The 17,800-nt window shown below is 71.2% G+C and carries 17 protein-coding genes; 13 read left to right on the top strand and 4 right to left on the bottom strand.

What is annotated here, in order from left to right; genetic code table 11:
* Positions 1–196: 196 nt before the first annotated feature.
* Positions 197–613, bottom strand: a complete 417-nt coding sequence (locus tag OG406_RS07595) for a glycosyl hydrolase (protein WP_164371330.1) — start codon at positions 611–613, stop codon at positions 197–199.
* Between the two features lie 823 nt (positions 614–1,436).
* On the opposite strand from OG406_RS07595, the gene OG406_RS07590 reads away from it, so the two are divergent.
* Positions 1,437–2,201: an AfsR/SARP family transcriptional regulator gene (locus tag OG406_RS07590; RefSeq protein WP_164371329.1), complete on the top strand. Its 765-nt coding sequence runs from the start codon at positions 1,437–1,439 to the stop codon at positions 2,199–2,201.
* Between the two features lie 104 nt (positions 2,202–2,305).
* Here OG406_RS07590 and OG406_RS07585 read toward each other — a convergent pair whose 3' ends face one another.
* Complete coding sequence (locus OG406_RS07585; protein WP_329184867.1) at positions 2,306–3,304, bottom strand: bifunctional lysylphosphatidylglycerol flippase/synthetase MprF; 999 nt, start codon at positions 3,302–3,304, stop codon at positions 2,306–2,308.
* Between the two features lie 219 nt (positions 3,305–3,523).
* On the opposite strand from OG406_RS07585, the gene OG406_RS07580 reads away from it, so the two are divergent.
* From OG406_RS07580 to OG406_RS07525, 12 genes are all read left to right on the top strand, one after another.
* The gene (locus OG406_RS07580) at positions 3,524–5,227 is read left to right on the top strand and encodes an aldehyde dehydrogenase family protein (protein WP_329190692.1); all 1,704 of its coding nucleotides are present in this window, start codon (positions 3,524–3,526) and stop codon (positions 5,225–5,227) included.
* Between the two features lie 115 nt (positions 5,228–5,342).
* Entirely contained in the window at positions 5,343–6,479 is a 1,137-nt protein-coding gene (locus OG406_RS07575) for an acyl-CoA dehydrogenase family protein (RefSeq protein WP_329184866.1), read from the top strand.
* 15 nt (positions 6,480–6,494) lie between these two features.
* Entirely contained in the window at positions 6,495–7,775 is a 1,281-nt protein-coding gene (locus OG406_RS07570; protein WP_385632887.1) for an aspartate aminotransferase family protein, read from the top strand.
* Between the two features lie 2 nt (positions 7,776–7,777).
* A complete protein-coding gene (locus tag OG406_RS07565; RefSeq protein WP_329184863.1) occupies positions 7,778–8,338 on the top strand; it encodes a type II toxin-antitoxin system RatA family toxin in 561 nt (186 codons plus the stop codon).
* Positions 8,338–8,832 carry a hypothetical protein gene (locus tag OG406_RS07560; RefSeq protein ID WP_329184862.1) on the top strand — a complete coding sequence of 165 codons (495 nt, stop codon included), beginning with the start codon at positions 8,338–8,340 and terminating at the stop codon, positions 8,830–8,832. Before OG406_RS07565 ends, OG406_RS07560 begins: the two co-directional genes overlap by 1 nt.
* Complete coding sequence (locus OG406_RS07555) at positions 8,829–9,452, top strand: flavin reductase family protein (RefSeq protein WP_329184860.1); 624 nt, start codon at positions 8,829–8,831, stop codon at positions 9,450–9,452. The genes OG406_RS07560 and OG406_RS07555 overlap by 4 nt, the downstream gene beginning before the upstream one ends.
* 2 nt (positions 9,453–9,454) lie before the next feature.
* A complete protein-coding gene (locus OG406_RS07550; RefSeq protein WP_164371323.1) occupies positions 9,455–10,438 on the top strand; it encodes a VlmB-like protein in 984 nt (327 codons plus the stop codon).
* The gene (locus tag OG406_RS07545; RefSeq protein WP_329184857.1) at positions 10,435–11,490 is read left to right on the top strand and encodes a fatty acid desaturase family protein; all 1,056 of its coding nucleotides are present in this window, start codon (positions 10,435–10,437) and stop codon (positions 11,488–11,490) included. The genes OG406_RS07550 and OG406_RS07545 overlap by 4 nt, the downstream gene beginning before the upstream one ends.
* Positions 11,487–12,512, top strand: a complete 1,026-nt coding sequence (locus OG406_RS07540; RefSeq protein WP_266851111.1) for a beta-ketoacyl-ACP synthase III — start codon at positions 11,487–11,489, stop codon at positions 12,510–12,512. Before OG406_RS07545 ends, OG406_RS07540 begins: the two co-directional genes overlap by 4 nt.
* A 63-nt stretch (positions 12,513–12,575) precedes the next feature.
* On the top strand, positions 12,576–12,815 hold the full coding sequence (locus tag OG406_RS07535; RefSeq protein ID WP_081220508.1) for an acyl carrier protein: 240 nt from the start codon (positions 12,576–12,578) through the stop codon (positions 12,813–12,815).
* Positions 12,815–14,050 carry a beta-ketoacyl-[acyl-carrier-protein] synthase family protein gene (locus OG406_RS07530; protein ID WP_164371320.1) on the top strand — a complete coding sequence of 412 codons (1,236 nt, stop codon included), beginning with the start codon at positions 12,815–12,817 and terminating at the stop codon, positions 14,048–14,050. Before OG406_RS07535 ends, OG406_RS07530 begins: the two co-directional genes overlap by 1 nt.
* A 22-nt stretch (positions 14,051–14,072) precedes the next feature.
* Positions 14,073–14,555 carry an SRPBCC family protein gene (locus OG406_RS07525; protein ID WP_164371319.1) on the top strand — a complete coding sequence of 161 codons (483 nt, stop codon included), beginning with the start codon at positions 14,073–14,075 and terminating at the stop codon, positions 14,553–14,555.
* 89 nt (positions 14,556–14,644) lie between these two features.
* Here the strand turns inward: OG406_RS07525 and OG406_RS07520 are convergent, their stop codons facing one another.
* On the bottom strand, positions 14,645–15,451 hold the full coding sequence (locus tag OG406_RS07520) for a GDSL-type esterase/lipase family protein (RefSeq protein WP_329184853.1): 807 nt from the start codon (positions 15,449–15,451) through the stop codon (positions 14,645–14,647).
* Positions 15,452–15,539: 88 nt separating this feature from the next.
* A complete protein-coding gene (locus tag OG406_RS07515) occupies positions 15,540–17,771 on the bottom strand; it encodes an MmgE/PrpD family protein (RefSeq protein WP_329184852.1) in 2,232 nt (743 codons plus the stop codon).
* Positions 17,772–17,800 lie beyond the last annotated feature (29 nt).

Raw genomic sequence — 17,800 nt, 5'->3', positions numbered from 1 at the left:
GGACTGTCCCGAACCCCGTTCCCGTTCCGTTCCCGGCGGGGGACCGACGGCCCACGGCCGGGGACTGGGCCCACGGTGGGGGACCGACGGCCCACCCCGCCACACGCGCCAGGGCGGTCGTGGCGACGGAGCGCCGAGCGCCCGCCGCCACAACCGCCCTCACGACCCGCTACAGGAGGCCGGCTCGCCGCTCCGTCTAGTACCAACCGGTGCAGCGGATGGGCGTGTTGTAGCCCGAGTCGCCGCAGGTGCGGGCCACCTGGCCGTTGCGGTCGGCGAAGGCCTCCGTCCACACGCTGCCGCCGCTCGTGATGGTGGCCTCGCCGAGGTGGCCCTGCCAGGTCCGGCCGCCGTCGTTGCTGCGGTCCACCCAGATGTGCATACCGGGGCTGCCGCCCACGATCCGGCCCCACACACAGGTGTTGTTTCCGGACCCGTTGCGACGCAGCTCGAAGCCCTGGCCCTGTGTGCCGAACGCGGTGTACTGCGTCAGCCCGTTGTTGTTGGTGCACCCGTCCGCGGCACCGGCGGTGGTGGCACCGGCCGCCGTGAAGAGCCCCGACATCAGGGCCACCGCGGACACGGCACCGGCGATGCGCTTGTTCGTCTGCATGTTGGCTGTCCTCTTCCGAACGAAGGAGTGAAGCGAAACCGACGGCCCGCCGCCCCCGTCACTCCGGGTGCCTGACGGCTCGTCGACCCCCATCGTGGATCGCCGGCCCCGGCCACGACCATCCTTTCCAGCAGCATGGAAACCTGCAGCTCGAACGGGTGACGGAGGTTTGGGACGGGTGGAATGGTCGGCGGGAGCCTGGGGGCGACGCGGCGGCCTGCCCGACGGCTTCGCTACGCTCCGCGCACGAAGGCGGAACTCATCCCGGCCGAGCCGCGTCCCGTCCGCGCTCCCCACCACCGCGCGTGACGCGCGTCACGCGCCCCGTGACGGGTGTGCGGCTCTCGACATCCCGTTCGAATGGGTCGAGTCGATGCCCGCCAGCGGTCTTTACCACTCGTTGACCTGTTGTGGAATCGGGAAATCCGTGGAGATGGCGGTTTGGCCGACTCGCCGACGCGACCCGAACGTGTTGACCCCTCCCGGGCGCGAGAATTACTGTTCAGGCCATGGTTGCCACGGGGGAAGTCGCTACCACTCACGGTGTTCTTGAACGTGCCTCACGGGGCAAGGCGAGAGTCATTGATCCGGATGCCCGTCGAGGCTGTCCGCTGTGACGGACGCCGTTCCTTTCTCTCCTTCGCATCGAATGACCCGCACCTGATCTCCGACTGAAGATCCCGGGGCCGGTGCGGCAGTTCGGTCGATACCTCGATGCCGCCGGTGCGGCGCCGATTTTCCCCTGCATTCCTTGGTGTGACGAGACCGCGCTGTCCCGTCGCTGTGGTGTGTCCGCCCTGAGTGGTCAGACGTGGGAGCGAAAATGGAGATCCATCTGCTCGGCTCGTTGGAGATGGCCGACGAGCACATATCGGTCAAGATTCCGGGGGAAAAACTGCGCGCCATTGTCGCGACCCTCGCCCTGACGCCGAACCGTCCCGTCTCACGCAACGACCTCATCGACGAACTGTGGGGAGAGAACCCGCCGCGTGACGCCGACAATTCACTGCACGGCCACATGGCGCGATTACGGCGCATTATCGCGGCGCGCACCGGGATGGGCAGTCAGCGGGATCTGATCGGAACGTCGAACTTCGGCTACGTCCTCTCGATACCCGACCGCCGCGTCGACGCCCTGCATTTCTGCGACCTGGTCCGCCGGGCGGCGCTCCTGCAGGACTCCGATCCCGGCGGCGCGGTCCGACTGCTCACCGAGGGGCTCGCGCTGTGGCGCGGCCCCGCACTGCTCGACGCCGGCCACGGCATGCTGTGCCGGATGGCCTCCACCCGCTTCACCGAGACCCGGCTGACGGCCTACGAGCAGCTCTTCGAAGCCCAGTTCACGCTGGGCATGCACCGCGACGTGGTCACCGAGCTGGAGCAGTTGCACGCCCAGTACCCGCTGCGCGAGCGCTTCTGCGAACAACTGATCACCGCCCTGTACAGCACGGGCCGGCAGGCCGAGGCGCTCGACGCCTACCACCGGACCCGTCAGCGGCTGTCCCAGGGACTCGGCCTGGAGCCGGGGCACGCCCTGCGTGCCAGGTTCCAGGAGATCCTCCGTCAGGAACCCCTCAGGGCCCGGTAGGCATCCGCGGGGCGGTCGCCGCCGGCGATGGAGGAGACGTGCCCATGGCCCGGCGCCGGGCCGTGGGCATCGGTTCTCCGGAGCCCCGGGCCCGACGGACGGGCTCAGATCGACTTGGTCACCCGCAGGATCTGCCAGATCGCCCCGAACCGCGCCCGCCCGTGGAAGGCCAGGTACTCGGGAAGCACCAGCTGCGGCGCCCACTTCTCCTTGTACGCGAGCTGGCTGGCCGACGGGTATACCTTCTCGCCGTGGTCGGCGAGGAACCGCATGAACTTCCCCGTCACCGGGCTGGCGGCGGACACCTCGACACCCGGGTCGAGGCGGGTGAACGGAGTGAAGCCGAAGTGCAGCCACTCGGCGCCCTCGGTGCGGAAGGTGTCGATGGCGTGGGCGTTCACCGCCTCCATCACGCCCGGGGACACGTCGTTGTCGCGGCGGCTGAGGTCGTGCAGCCAGCCGGCCCGGGAGCCGTACGCGGGGGAGTAGGAGATGTACGCGACGACGGCACCCTCGACACGGCCGACGAACAGGCGGCGCTCGCTCTGCGCGGGCCCGCCGCACTGGCCCACGAGGAACTCGATCTCCTTGACGTGCCTGCCCTTGCTGCGCAGCCACCGCTGGTCGAGAGCGTCGATCTCACCGGCCACCTCGTCGTACGCGACCTCGTCGATCTGCAGACCGCTGCGCTTCGCACGGGAGATCTTGTTGCGCAACTTCATGAACCGGGAACCCTTGAGCGTGAACGCGGGCAGGTGCAAAGAGAATGAGGAACCCACCTGGTTCACGGTGAATCCGCAGCGGGCGTAGAGGTCGGCGTCCGAGCGCTGGAGCTGGATCGCACAGACTTTGCGCCGCTTGGCACGCGCAAATTCCAGGAAGGCCTTCAGGAGTTTCTCCTGTTCGCCTTCGGGACCGAACACCCCGCCGAACTGGACCAGATAGCCGCCCGCCGTGCGGTAGGCGACGAAGCCCTCCGCGCCGGGGGCGAGGAAATACTCGGTCCCGCTGTTGAGTGCCAGGAAAGCGCTCGGGTTCTCGGCGTACTTCCGCAGCGGTTGCGCGACGGAGTCGAAGGCTACCGATTCCTCAGTCGTTGACATCTCGTTCCCCTGTCGCCCGGCCGTACGCCGACTCACCTTCACGTTCCTTGCCCGCAGATACTCGGACCGCCGCCTTCGATGCTCCTGAAACGGTCGTCTCAGCTCCGTCTCAGAGCCTTCTCAGCCCCCGCTGCGAGATTACTGAACGCAGCCGGAAGAAGAATGATCCGACTGTTCGAAGCGGATGAAGAAAGCGGGGACCGCGTGAACGGCACGCACATGGCGGGGGGAGCGCCGCTCACCCAGGAGGATGTCGTCCTCGCCCCTGGGGCCTCGACGTATCTCTCCTATGTCGACGGAAAGAACATTCCGAGTACGGAATGGGTCTACGTCCTGGACGCGGCGGCACTGCTCGACGACGCCTTCACCAATCTGACCCTGAAGCGGAAACTGGAGCGCGGTCAGTGGCACGGCGGTCCGGCGGGAGGTGAGCTGCCGCCCACGATCGTCGGCCGGGTCGCGAAGGCGGACCGCGAGACGGTCGAGCAGGCCCTCGGGGCCGCTGCCCGGGCCGCCCGCGAATGGTCCGCGGCCCCCCTGGACGTGCGCCTCGAACAGCTCGGCACCCTCCTCCACGACCGGCTCGCCGACCGGGCCGGCGAGATCATCGACATCCTGGTCAAGGAGGGCCACCCGCTGGCGCTCGCCCGCTGGCAGGTCTCCGGCATGCTGGAGTGCTTCGGACCCGAGTCGCTCGGGTTCTACCGCACCCAGATGCTCCAGGAGTTCCGGCACGGCGCCCGCGAGATCTCCGTACGCCGGCAGCCCGACGGGGTCGTCTGCCTCAACCCGCCGCAGAACGCGCCCCTTTCGAGCGCGCTCCTCGGCGTGACCTCGCTCTTCGCGGGCAACGCCCTGGTCGTACGGGCCCCGCGCAGCGCACCGCTCGGCGTGATGTACGTCCTGCACGAGGTGGTGGTCCCCGCGCTGGAGGAGGTCGGAGCCCCGCCCGGCACCCTCGGCGTGGTGTGCGGCGACCCGGCGCCGATGCTGAACGCCTGGCTGCAGAGCCCGCACGTCGACGACATCATGTACTTCGGCAGCAGCGAGAACGGCATCCGGTTCCAGGAGCGCTGTGTCGCCGCCGGCAAGAAGCCGATCCTCGAACTCGCCGGCAACGACGTGGTGGTGGTCTGGAAGGACGCCGACGTCCGACTGGCCGCGGAAGCGCTCACCGAGAGCTTCTACGGCTCCGGACAACTCTGCATGATCCCCAACCAGGTGCTCGCCCACCCCGACATCGCCGAGTCGCTCACCGCCGAACTCGCCCGCCAGAGCGCCCTGGTGAAGCCGGGCCACGCCGGCGACGAGGACGTCCTGCTCACCCCGGTGCTGCGGAACGAGAAGTTCTTCTCCTGCCTCCAGGACGCCCTCGACTCGGGCGCCGAACTGGTCTGCGGCGGCCACGCCATGCAGCTCGACGGCGCCCGCGACTCCTCCGGCATCTTCCTCGAACCCACCGTCGTCCTGGTCCGCGGCCTCGACGGGGCCCGCGACGTACGGGCGGTGGCGCACGAGACCTTCTTCCCGCTGCTCCCCGTGGTCGTCGCGTCGCGTGCCGACGGCGACGACGAGGAACTGCTGGAGAAGTTCATCGACTGGGTCAACAGCAACGAGTACGGGCTGCGCAACTCCCTCTGGGCCGACGACCGTTCGGTGATCGACCGGTTCACCGCACGGGTCACCAAGGGCGGGCTGCTGAAGGTGAACGACTCGCACATCGGGTTCCTGCCCTACCTGCCCACCCACGGCGGCACGGGCCTGACCGGCGGCGTGTTCGGCGAGGCCAACTACCCGATCCTGCGCACCTCCCACGTACAGGGAGTCAGCGTCAGCGTGCAGGGGCTGCGCCCCCGCGAGGCGGTGTTCGGCGGTGGCCGGCCGGCCACCGCAGCACCGGCCCCGGCGGACCACCGCGGCTGACTCCCCGTATCCCCGTATCCCCGAAGACCCGGTCCCCGTCCGCGTCGCGTACCCCTGCATGCCCCGTGTCCCTGCATCCCCCGCGTTCCGAACATCCACCGACCCTGAGGAAGCCATGCGTTCCCTGGACGCGGCTCGGGAGATCTGCGAGAGCTATCTGCCCGGCCTGCTCAAGAACCTCGATGACATTCCGCTCGCCGATCTGGAGAAGCCGGAGAGCCCCGGCGTCACCCACTTCCGCACCGCCAAGGGCCCGGGGCTGGTGATCCCCAAGGAGTACCAGGGTGCCGGCGCGGACCCGCTCCAGGCGCTCGCCGTCGTACGGGCCATCGGCGCCGTCTCTCCCTCGCTGGCCGTCGCCACCACGATGCACCACTTCTCCGTGGCCACCCTCTTCACCCTGGCCGACTCCATCAAGAGCAGCGGCATGGAGTGGGCGCTGCTCGAGGGCATCGCCGAGCAGAACCTCCTGGTCGCCTCCGGGTTCGCCGAGGGGAAGCCCTCGCAGGGCATCCTCACGCCGACCATGCGGGCGGAACAGGCGGAGGGCGGGTTCGTCATCAACGGCTCGAAGAAGCCGTGCAGCCTCTCCCGGTCGATGGACCTCCTGACGGCGAGCGTGGCGCTGCCGACGCCCGACGGGGGTTCCGAGATGGCGGTGCTGCTCGTGCCGCGCCAGACCGACGGCATCACCAGCCACCCCTTCTGGCAGAGCTGGGCGCTGGCGGGCGCCGAGAGCAACGAGGTGCGCCTGACGGACGTGTTCGTCGACGAACAGCTGATCATGCGGACCGAACTCGGGGAGGCCGGCGAGCTCGACGAACTGCAGACCGTCGGGTTCATCTGGTTCGAACTGCTCATCTCCGCCGCGTACGTGGGGATGGTCTCCGCGCTGGTGGAACGCCTGTACCGGTCGGGCCGCGGCGGCGAGTCGGACCGGGCGAACCTGATCGCCAAGCTGGAGACCGCGAACCTGCTCCTCGAAGGCGTCGCCCGGATGGTGATGGACGGCGAGCGGGGCAACGAGGCGCTCGCGAAGACCCTGGTGGCGCGCTACGCGGTCCAGGACGCGCTCGGCGAGACGGTGAACCGCGCCGTGGAGCTGCTGGGCGGCATGGCCTTCATCACCTCCTCCGACGTCGCCTACCTTGCCGCGGTCTCGCACGGGCTGACCTTCCACCCGCCGTCCCGCACGAGCTTCCAGGGCCCGTTCCTCGAACACGTGGCGGGCAAGCCGCTTCGGCTGGCCTGAGGAGGCACCGTGACGATCACCCCACTCGCACCGGACGTTCTGCCGGACCGCCACGAACTCGGGCGGCTCTACCGCAGCCGGCTCAGCAAGGGCCGTGCCACCCTCGGCGAGATGTTCGGCGGCCATGTCGAGGTCGCCTCCGAAGGAGCATGGGTCACCACCAGCGACGGACGCCGCTTTCTCAACTGCGGCGGCTACGGGGTCTTCCTGACCGGAGCGCGGCATCCCGCCGTCATCCGCCGGGTGGCCGAACAACTGCACACCCACCCCGTCGCCACCCGCATCTTCCTGGAGCCGCAGGCCGCGCTGGCCGCCGACGCCCTGGTGTCCGTCGTACCGGAGGGCCTGAGCCGCGTCCACTTCGCCGGCTCCGGCGCCGAGGCGGTCGAGACGGCGATCAAACTGGCCCGCACCCGCGGCCGGACGCGGCTCGTCGCCACCCACGGCGGATACCACGGCAAGACGATGGGCGCCCTGTCGCTCACCGGGAAGAGCCTCTTCCAGGACCCGTTCCGCCCCCTGCTGCCCGACACGGCCCACGTGCCGTACGGGGACGCGGAAGCCCTGCGCGCCGTGCTCGCCCGCATCCCGGGCGAGGGCTGCGTCTTCGTGGAACCGGTGCAGGGCGAGGCCGGAGTGGTCATACCGCCGGCCGGATACCTGACCCAGGTCGCGGCGCTCTGCGAGGAGTTCGACGCCCTGCTCGTGCTGGACGAGATCCAGACGGGCCTCGGACGGCTCGGCACCTGGTGGGGCGCGGACGCCGAGGGCGTGGTGCCGGACATCCTGCTCGTCGGCAAGGGGCTCAGCGGCGGTGTCGTCCCCGTGTCGGCGGTCGTGGCCACCCCGGCGGTGTTCAAGGCCTTCGACCAGGACCCGTACCTGCACACCTCCACCTTCTCCGGGGCGCCGCTCGCCATGGCCGCCGCCCGCGGGGCCATCGAGGCGATCAAGGACAACGACCTCGTCACCCGCTCCAGGACGCTCGGCGAGGAGATCCTCACCCGGCTCCGCTCCATCGTCACCGGCCACTTCGGCGAAGTGGTCCGCGAGGTGCGCGGACGCGGGCTGATGCTCGGCATCGAGTTCGCCGAGCCCGGCCCGGCCGGGGACCTGCTCATCGAGCTGATCCAGCACGGAGTCATCGCCAACCACTCGCTCAACTCCCATCTGGTCCTGCGCCTCACCCCGCCCGCCGTGCTCGACAGCACGGACCTGGAGTTCCTCTACGAGGCGTTGGACCGCGCCTGCCGGACCCAGGCCGCCCGCTACACACCGACCTCAGGAGGTGCCTGACCATGCGCAGCGCACAGGTCACGATCCGCGCGGTCGCCGTCGCACCCGCCGATGCGTTCGACCGCGTGAAGGACTTCGCCAGCTATCCCGAACTCTCCCCGGTCGTACGGTCGGTGACGGTCGACCGGGCAGCCTCCGGAACGCCGGGCGGCGCGGCCGAGGAACACAGCGACTGGGAGGTGTACTTCCGCAACGGCATCCTGCGCTGGAGCGAGACCGACACCTTCGACCGCGCCGGCCTGACCATCGCCTTCACCCAGATTGACGGGGACTTCGCCGAGTTCACCGGCACCTGGCGGGTGCGCGCCGACGGCGAGGACAGCCTGATCGACTTCTTCACCGAGTTCGACTTCGGCATCCCGAGCCTCGCGGGCATTCTCGACCCGGTGGCGGAACGGGTGTTCCGCGAGACGATCGGCGTGGTCGTCACCAGCCTGTTCGCCAAGGCCGAGGTCGTCGGCGACGAGGCACTCGTGCGGGCCGTCGAACTGGCCCGCGAGCGCGCCGCGGAGCTGCGGACCGGCGACGCCGCACCCACCGCGATCCCCGCGGGAGCCGTCTGATGGATGCCAAGAACGCTTTCGACACCCCCGTCACCTCCCGGCTGATCCGCGTCGAGTACGCGGTGGGCCTCGCCGTCGCGGTCGGCTTCTTCTTCGCGCACATCACCGAGGTGCGGTGGCTGCCGGCCGTGGCCCTCTTCCTCTACATCGACCTCATCGGGTACATCCCCGGCGCGATCGCCTACCACCGCAGCGAGGACAAGGCGATCTCCAAGGTCTACTACGTCCTCTACAACACGATGCACAGCCTGGCCACGCAGACGATCGTCGCGCTCGCCTGGATCTGGCTGGCCGGCCCGGAGTGGGCGCTGCTCGTCCTGCCCATCCATCTCTTCGGCGACCGCGCCCTGTTCGGCAACTTCCTCAAGCCCTTCGGCCTGGACTTCGAACCGGTGGCCGACCCGGCGTTCCAGCGCTTCCGGTCCGAGTTCGCCGCCTCCGCCGCCGACGGCACCCGCCTCATCGAGCAGCTCGACGCGAGGCCGACGCCATGACGTCCCCGAGCACGACCTCGGAGAGCGCGGCCTCCGCGCGTCCGCACACCGCGGCCGCCTACTGGCCGCCCGGCAGCCGCACCGCCTCCGTCCGCGCCACCACCCGGAAGTTCGCCACCGGGGTGACCGTCCTGACGTGCAGCCGCGACGAGGGCACCCACGGGGTCACCGTCAGCACCCTGACGCTCGCCTCCATGAAGCCGCCCATGGTCTCGGTCGCCCTGCGCCGGGACAGCCAGGGCCTCGCCGCCCTGCTGGCGGCCGGCACCTTCGCCGTCAACGTCCTGGGCAGCCAACAGGACCCCCTCGCACGGCACTTCGCCCGCTCCGACCGGGGCGAGGGGCTCACCCGCCCCGGCCGTGGCGTCTGGGCGGGGCACACCGCCGACGGGGTGCCGCTGCTCGGTGGCGCCGTCGGCTGGCTGCAGTGCCGGGTGACACGCACCGTGCCGACCGGTGACCACGAGCTGGTCCTCGGCCTGGTGACCGACGCCCGGCTCGGTTCCGCGGAGGTCCCGCTGGTCAATTTCGCCGGAGCCCTGCACCGGCTCCCGGCCCCCGCCGCCCCGGCCTCCACCGCCCTGGCCGCCGCCCCGCCCGACGACACGACCCGGAGCTGACCATGACCGACACCACCACGGGGACGGCCCCCGATTCCGCGATCCCCTCGGAAGCCGACTGGGACCACGCACCGTCACTGGTCGACGGCGCCAACTCCCTCGAACTGACCGCCGCCGAATGCGACTTGCAGTACTGGCTGCGCGCCGTGCCGCAGGGCACCCTGCGCGGCAAGGTCCTCGGCCACGACGAGAACGTACGACCGCACGAGGTGACCCGGCGTCCCGGGCCGCTGAACGACGCGCTCACCCAGGAACTGGCGTTCCGCTCCATCGCCGAGGACAAGGCGACGCGCGCGCTGGGCTACATGGTGGCCCTCGCGCCCGACACGGCGACGATGGAGTTCTACACCACCCAGCTGATGGACGAGGCCCGGCACTCGATGGTGTTCCGCAACCATCTGCTGAGCCTCGGCGTCGCCCAGCAGGACCTGTTCACCACCATCGACAGGCTCGCCGCCGCCGACCGCGACGCCGTGCTCGTGCCGCTGGAGAACCTCGGCCTCGAAGTCCTGCGCGACCAGGAGGACTTCATCGGGGGCGTGGTCGTCCTGACCATCCTCGTCGAGGGCGTCCTCGCTCCCGCCGCACAGCTCTCCGAGCTCAAGTGGCGCGTCTTCGACCCGGCCGCCGCCGACGTCGAGCGCGGCGCGGGCATCGACGAGATCCGCCACCTCACCGTCGGCAGCTCGGTCGCCCGCGAACACCTCCTCGCGCACCCCGAGGACAAGGAACGCATCCTCGAACTGATCACCCGTGGCCGCAAGTTGTGGGAGAACCTGCCCGCCACGGAGATGACGCTGCGCCGCGAGACCCTCTTCCAGAAGGGCCTGGACGCGCACCGCGACCTCGCCGGCGACTACGAGATCTGGCCGGGCCGCCGTCTCGTCGACACCACCGTCGAGGAACGGGTGGGGACGGCTCACGAGTGGTCCGAGTCCATGCAGCGCAAGCGTCTCCTCTACATGGGCCTGGAGGAAGCGATATGACCACCGTCAACGAGCGGGGACTACGGGACGCCGAGGGCTCCGGCACGCTGGAGGAGATCACCCGGCTCGTCAAGGACGCCGGCCTGATGGACACCCGCCCCAGCTGGTACGTCTACAAGATCGCCTTCAACTTCCTTCTCCTCGCGGCCGGCTGGACGGCGTTCGCGCTGCTGGGAGACTCCTGGTGGCAGCTGGCCGTGGCCGTCTTCCTCGGCCTGATGTTCGGCCAGACCGACCTGGTCGGCCATGACGCGGGCCACCGGCAGATCGTCCGGACCCGCAAGGCCAGCAACATCATCGGCTATGTGCACGGCAACCTGCTCACCGGCGTCAGCTTCGGCTGGTGGGTCAAGCACCACACGGCCCACCACAACTTCCCCAACCACCTCTCGATGGACCCCGACATCCTGCGCCGGCAGGTCATCTTCGAGGCCGGGGACCGGATCAAACGCACCACACCGTTCCAGCGGTTCGTGGTCCGCCACCAGTCCTGGATGTTCTTCGTCCTGATCACACTGGAAGGCCTGCGCCTGCACATGTCGGGCTACGTGGCCGCGAGCAGGGGCGCGCTCACCAAGTACAAGAAGTCCGAACTCACCGTCATCACCCTGCACCTGGTGCTCTACGTCGCCGCGCTCTTCTACGTCCTGCCGCCCGGCAAGGCGATCGCGTTCCTCGCGCTCCACCAGGCCGTGTTCGGCTTCTACATGGGCCTGATGTTCGCCCCGAACCACAAGGGCATGCCGGTCCGCGACGGGGAGAAGGAGGACCTGGACTGGCTCACCCGCCAGGTCGTCACCTCCCGCAACCTCAAGCCCAGCCGGTTCAGCGACTTCTTCTACGGCGGCCTCAACTACCAGATCGAGCACCACCTGTTCCCGTCGATGCCACGCACCAACCTGCGCAAGGCCCAGCCCATCGTCAAGGAGTTCTGCCTGCGCAGCGGACTGCCGTACGTGGAGGTGTCGATCATCGAGTCCTACGCGGAGGTGGCCGACTACCTCGACGAGGTCAGCGACGAGGTGGCGCGGCTGGAGAGCGGGGTCTCATGAACACCCCGGGCGCCGGCCGGGCGGCGGTCGTGTGCGGACTCGGCACCTGCGTCCCCCCGTACGCGCTGACCAACGAGGAACTCTCGACGCTCGTCGACACCTCCGACGCGTGGATCCGCAGTCGCACCGGCATCGGCCGGCGGCACATCGCCGACGCCTCCACCGCCACGAGCGACCTCGCGATCGAGGCGGGCGGCCGGGCGCTGAAATCGGCCTCGGCGGAAGGGAACGCGGCGGTCGACGCGGTCATCGTGGCGACGACCACCCCGGACCACCCCTGCCCCGCGACCGCTCCTCTGGTGGCGACGCGACTGGGGCTCGGCACGGTACCGGCGTTCGACGTGGCGGCGGTGTGCACCGGCTTCCTCTACGGGCTCGCCGCCGGGGCGGGGCTCATCGCCGCCGGCACCGCCGAACGTGTCCTCGTGATCGGCGCCGAGACCTTCTCGCGCATCCTCGACCCCGAGGACCGCTCCGGCCGCGCCATCTTCGGCGACGGTGCCGGAGCGGTGGTGCTGCGCGCCGGGGAACCGGACGAGCCGGGTGCGCTCGGCCCCTTCGACCTGGGGAGCGACGGAACGGGCAGCGACCTGATCACCGTACGCACCGGGGGTTCACGGGACCCGTTTCCCACCGCCGGGGACGCGGCGGACCCGTACTTCCGGATGAACGGCAAGGCGGTCTTCCGCAACGCCGTCGAGCGGATGACCGAATCCTCGCGCCGGGTGCTGGCGGCCCGGACGGACTGGACCGGGGGACTGCCGGACCTCGTCGTGGCACACCAGGCCAACCTGCGGATCCTGCACGCCGTCGCCGACCGGATCGGCGTCGACCGCGCGGACTGCTTCGTCAACATCGACCGCGTCGGCAACACCGCCGCCGCGTCCATCCCGCTCGCCCTCGGCGACGCGGACCGCTCCGGGGCCCTGAGCGCGGGCCGACGCGTCCTGCTGACCGCCTTCGGCGGCGGACTGACCTGGGGCGCGTGCACGTTGACCTGGCCGGACATCCAGCCGGCCTGAACGACGCCGGCCCACCACCGGCGACCGACCACACACCCATCACGAGCAACAGGAGACGCAGTCATGAGCGACGTCTACAACCGCATGGTCAAGCTGCTGCAGGCCGGCTTCGGTCTGGAGGCCGACGAGATCAGCCCCGAACAGACCTTCAACGACCTGGAGCTGGACTCGCTGGCCATGGTGGAACTCTCCCTGGCCGCCCAGGAGGAGTTCGGTGTGCCGGTGAACGACGAGGACATCAGCTCGCGGGACACCATCTCCCGCGCCGCGGAGGTCATAGAGGCGAAGGGCGTGGCCGTCTGATGGCGGGCACCTCCCGCTTCGACGCCGCCGTCACCGGGGTCGGGATGGTGAGCTGCGCGGGGATCGGAGTCCCCACGTCCTGGAAGCGCATCCGCGAGGGAGAGGGCACGGCCGCGGGCCCCGTCCCCGCACTCGACGGAACACCCGCCGACTTCGGCTGCGCCGTACCGGACTTCGACCCGGCCGCGGCGGTCGGCAGGCGCAAGGCCTGGCGCCTCGACCGCTGCAACCAGTTCGCGATCGCCGCCGCCGCGGAGGCCATCGCGGACGCCGGTCTCGACCCGTCCACCTGGGACGGCACCCGCGTCGGCGTCGTCCTCGGGAACGGCATCGGCGGCGCCGCCGCCTGGGAGAAGCAGCACAACGTCCTCCGCGACGAGGGCCCCCAGAAGGTCTCGCCGCTGCTCATCCCGATGCTGTCCATCAACATGTCCGCCGGCTACGTGGCGATGGAGTGCGGGGCGCGCGGCCCGAACTTCGTGACCGCCACCGCCTGCGCCTCCGGGACCACCGCGATCGGCATGGCACGCGAACTGCTCCGCAGCGGGCTGTGCGACATCGTGGTGACCGGCGGAACCGAGGCTCCCCTCGTCCCGTCGATCGTCTCCGGCTTCAGCCAGATGGGCGCCCTGTCCAAGCGCCGCGCGGCACAGTCCACCGCCTCCCGGCCCTTCGACGCCGACCGCGACGGCTTCGTACCGGCCGAGGGCGCCGCCGTCCTCGTCCTCGAACGCGCCGCGCACGCGAAGGCCCGCGGCGCCCGGATACGGGCCATGGTCAGCGGCTACGGAGCCTCGGCCGACGCCCACCACGCCACGGCACCCGACCCGCAGGGCGCCGGTGCCGAACTCGCCGTCCGCAGCGCCCTGTCGGACGCGGGGGTCGACGGGGCCGACGTGACGCACGTCAACGCGCACGGCACCTCCACACCGCTCAACGACGTGTCCGAGGCACGCATGATCCGCCGGGTCGTCGGGCAGCACCCGGCGGTAACCTCGATCAAGGGGGTGGTCGGTCACGCACTCGGCGCCGCGGGGGCGATCGAGGCCGTGGCCACGGTGCTCACGATCGAGAACGGTTTCGTCCCGCCCACCGCGAACCTGGAGAGCCTCGATCCGGAGGTCGACCTGGACGTGGTGGCCAAGGCGGGCCGCGAGCTGTCGGTCGAGGTCGCGGTGAGCAACTCCTTCGGGTTCGGCGGCCAGAACGCCGTCCTCGTGTTCAGCAGGGCCTGACAGCGAACGGGAGCCGTGGGACGTGTCCGAGGAACGCAGATGGCAGGTCGAGGAGAGCGTGCTGGTGCACGCCACCCCCGAGCGGGCCTACCGCGCGATCAGCGACGTACGGACGATGGCCACGTTCTCCCCGGAGTGCGTCGGGGTCTGGGTGCACGGCCGTGGCCCGGTCGTCCGGGGCACCAGGTTCACGGGCTTCAACCGCAAGGGCCCCTGGCTCTGGTTCACCGACTGCCGTGTCGTCCGCGCCGAGGAGGGCCGCGACTTCGCCTTCCGCGTCACCAGCTTCGGCCTGCCGATCGCCCTCTGGGGCTACCGGTTCGCGCCCGAGGAGGACGGCACCCGGGTCACCGAGTACTGGGAGGACCTGCGCACGGGACGCAAGGGCCGGCCGGCCGAACTGCTCGGATTCTTCACGGGCACCAAGCCGGCGGTACGGCACCGGGCGAACACCGCGGGGATGCGGGCGACCCTGGGGCGGCTGAAAGCGGCACTGGAGCAGTAGGAAGCACAGCGCGACCCTGAAGGGGCACCGCGGTGCCCCGCCGGTCACCTCCGGCGGGCCACCGCAGTGCCCCCTGCCCGTCCCCTTCCTCACGTCGCGAGCAGACGCCCCAGCGTCCGGACCACCGCGGCCGCCGCCACCGCGTGACCCCGGCTGCTCAGCCGCCCCGGGCGCGCGCCCCACAGATCCCCGGGGGACGGACCCTCGTGCGCGGCGAGGTCGACATGGACGCAGCCGTGGCGCAGGACCACCGCCTCGATACGTTCGGAGAGCAGGCGCTGCCGGGCCCGGAGGCCGGCGACCTGGTCCGCGGGCACCTCACCGGCCTGCGTCAGGTCGAACGGGCTGACCACCAGCACCACTTGACAGGTCGCTCCGCGCAACGCGGCCAGAATCCGGCTCAATTCGAACTCCATGGCGTCCGGATCGAAGGAGCGCGCCCTCAACTCCGGCCCCCCGCACGCGAGCAGCGCGAGGTCACCGTTGAAGTCGAGCGCGTCCCCCAGCTGGGTCGACCGTACGTGGGAGAGCGAAAGCTCCCGCCTGCCTCGGGGATGGAGACAGGCGAACCGCGGATGCGCCTCGCGCAGCGCGGCGATGACGCGGTCGGTCCACGGGGCGCGCGCCCAGCCCGGCACGACGGTCATCCCGGCGGAGTCGACGCTGCTGTCGCCCAGCACCACGGCGCGCCGCCACCGGGCGTCGGCGAGGAGTGCGGCGCCCTCGCCGGGCCCCAGGCACCGCGGATCCGCGTGCTCATCCGCGGGAGCCGCGCCGACGTCCCCCGCAGCCCTCCGCGGTGCGCCGCCCGGCGCCCGGACACCCCGCCGGACGATCCGGTCCTCGCCCCGCGCCTCGTTCCGTGTCCGGTCTCTTCCGTGCCCTGGTCCAGGCATCGGCCGTCCCCCCTTGGTCGACGGCCCCCACTCTCCCCGTGAGCGGGAGGGCCGCGGTGCTGCGCGCGTCCACCGGACGTGCCCCTTCTCAGGTCTCCTGCGGTGCCCCCGCGATACGCCGGAGCCGGCCCGTGTGCCCGGGGATGTGGTCCTCGGCGCGCAGGCGCACGATCTCGCCCCACGGCACGGCCCCGCTGAAGAGCTCCTCGCCCTTGTCACCGACGAGGCGCACGGAGACCGGCGTCGCCCGCTGATTGTCGGGTGTCTGGGCGAGCAGGCCGACCAGTTCGGCGGCGTTGCGGCGGACGAGTTCGACCAGGACGTCCCGACCGGCCGAGGAGGTCAGTTCCCCGATGGCCTTCGGGTCCATGGCCGGTCCGTTGTCCAGCCCCGCCGCGTCTCCCGCCAGCACCTGCCGGGCCGTCGACGCCAACAGCCGGTCGCTCAGGGCGACATGGGCGAGGGTCCAGTCCGCGTCGCGCTCGCCCGACGGTGGGGCGGACGCCTCGTCGCCGCGGGCCGCGGCGGTCGCGGCGGCGATCAGGCCCGTATAGGCCTCTTCCAGAGCGGCGGTCTCCATTGCTGTGTCCTTTCGCATGTCCCGGACGTCGCGGGCGACAGGGGTCTCGGCGGATGGGCGCGAGATGGGGGCGTCGTCGGGCCCGGCGAGCGCCAGCCGCACCAGGCGTCGGACGTCGTCGGGACGCAGGTGTTCGAGACGGGCGACGAGGTCGGCGGCTTCCGGATCGCCGCCGCACGCGAGGAACTTGGCGCGTGCGAGCGCCGCGTGGTCGGTGCCGTCGGCGCCGCTCGCGGCACCCACCGCGCCACGCCGCTCCACGTGCAGTTCGCGGCCGTCGCGCAGCCGGACGGTGACACGGGCGCCGAGGTTCTTGGTGGCCCACCGGAAGTCGGTCTCCGGCTCCAGCCAGGCGGGCGGCAGGGTCTCGGCGGCCCGGGTGTCGATGGCCCGTACCCAGGCCTCGGCCCGCTCGCCCGCCCGGCGCAGCGCCTGGCCGAGCGGGGCGGTGGCCAGCAGCGCGTGCCGGCTGAACGCCGGGTCGTGCTCGGTACGGACGCGGGCGGCGAGTTCCCAGCGGTCGGGGCGGTCCACCGCGGGGTGCGCGAGGTCCGCGGGGAGCAGGGAGCCGGTGAGGAGGGCGGTGGCGACGTTGTAGGGGAGGGAGAAGTTGAGGGCGGCCACGCTGGAGTCGGGGCCGATCCGGTGCTGCCGGGCGATGCGGTCGAGCCCGGCGGTGAAGATCGAGCCCCGCACGACCACTTCGGCGATGTCCCGGTGGTCGACCCCCTCCAACGCGTGGTGCAGTTCGACCGCGCAGTCGACGGCGGCGCTCGTGTAGGCGCTGCCCGGATGGATCTTGTACGAGAAGGTCTCCGTGTGCCAGAGGGTGCCGAGTCCGGCCACCGCCTCCTCGGGCAGGGGGATGTCCGCGAACCGGTGCAGGAACCCTTGCGGATGTTCCAGTACGTCCTCGGGCCCGGTGAGCCCGAACCGGGCGCCGTCGCACGCGCTCAGCCCGATCCGCACCGGCACGGCGGCCACCAGCAGCTTGGCGTCCGTGCTGAAGAACCCGCGTGACAGGCTCCACGTCGGCACCGAGAACGCCATGCCCAGTGCGTGCGCCCAGACGTCGGCGGAGGCGCTCTCCGCGCGCAGCCGCCCGGCGACCGCCCCGGCCAGATGGGTGTGCCCCGCGGTCTGGCCGCGGAACGGGCCGAGGGTCGCGGCGGCGGTGATCCGGGCGGCCGTCTCGTTGGCCGCGAGGACCGCGGTCAACAGCTGTCGCCCGTCGAGGCCGAGTGAACTCGCGTAGATCAGCGGGACGTTGACCGTGGAGTGCGACAGGTGGCCCGCGTAGGCGGTGTCGTCGAAGTCCAGGCAGACGGTCGCCATGGAGAGCGAGTGCACGGCGTGCTGGGGATCGTCCTGGAGGGGGCTGCCGTAGGCCTGGCGGACACGTCTGCCGAGCGGGTGCCCGTACCCCGCGCGGGCGGCGCCGAGCTGGCTGAGGATCTGGCTCTTGAGGTGCGCGACGACCCGCTCGGGTGCGTCGTCCAGGACAAGTCGGCTGCCCCAGTTGGAGAGCTGGCGGATGATGCTCTCGCCGCTGCCGCTGCCGCTGCCGCTGCCGCTGCCGCTGCCGCTGCCGCGGCTGGGTCCGCCGTCTTCGCCGTGTCCGCCGTGCTCGCCGGGCCTGCCGGCCTCGCCCGACTCGCCGCGGGGCTCCGCCGAACCGGGCGAGTCCTGTGCCGGGGCTGTCCGGGACCGCGCCCGGAGCGGGTCGGGACCCTTCGCCACGTCCTGCCCGTGGGGCGGGGCGCCGGAAG

It is taken from the genome of Streptomyces sp. NBC_01428 (assembly GCF_036231965.1).
Taxonomy (GTDB): Bacteria; Actinomycetota; Actinomycetes; order Streptomycetales; family Streptomycetaceae; genus Streptomyces.
This window is presented reverse-complemented; position numbering and strand designations above follow the sequence as displayed.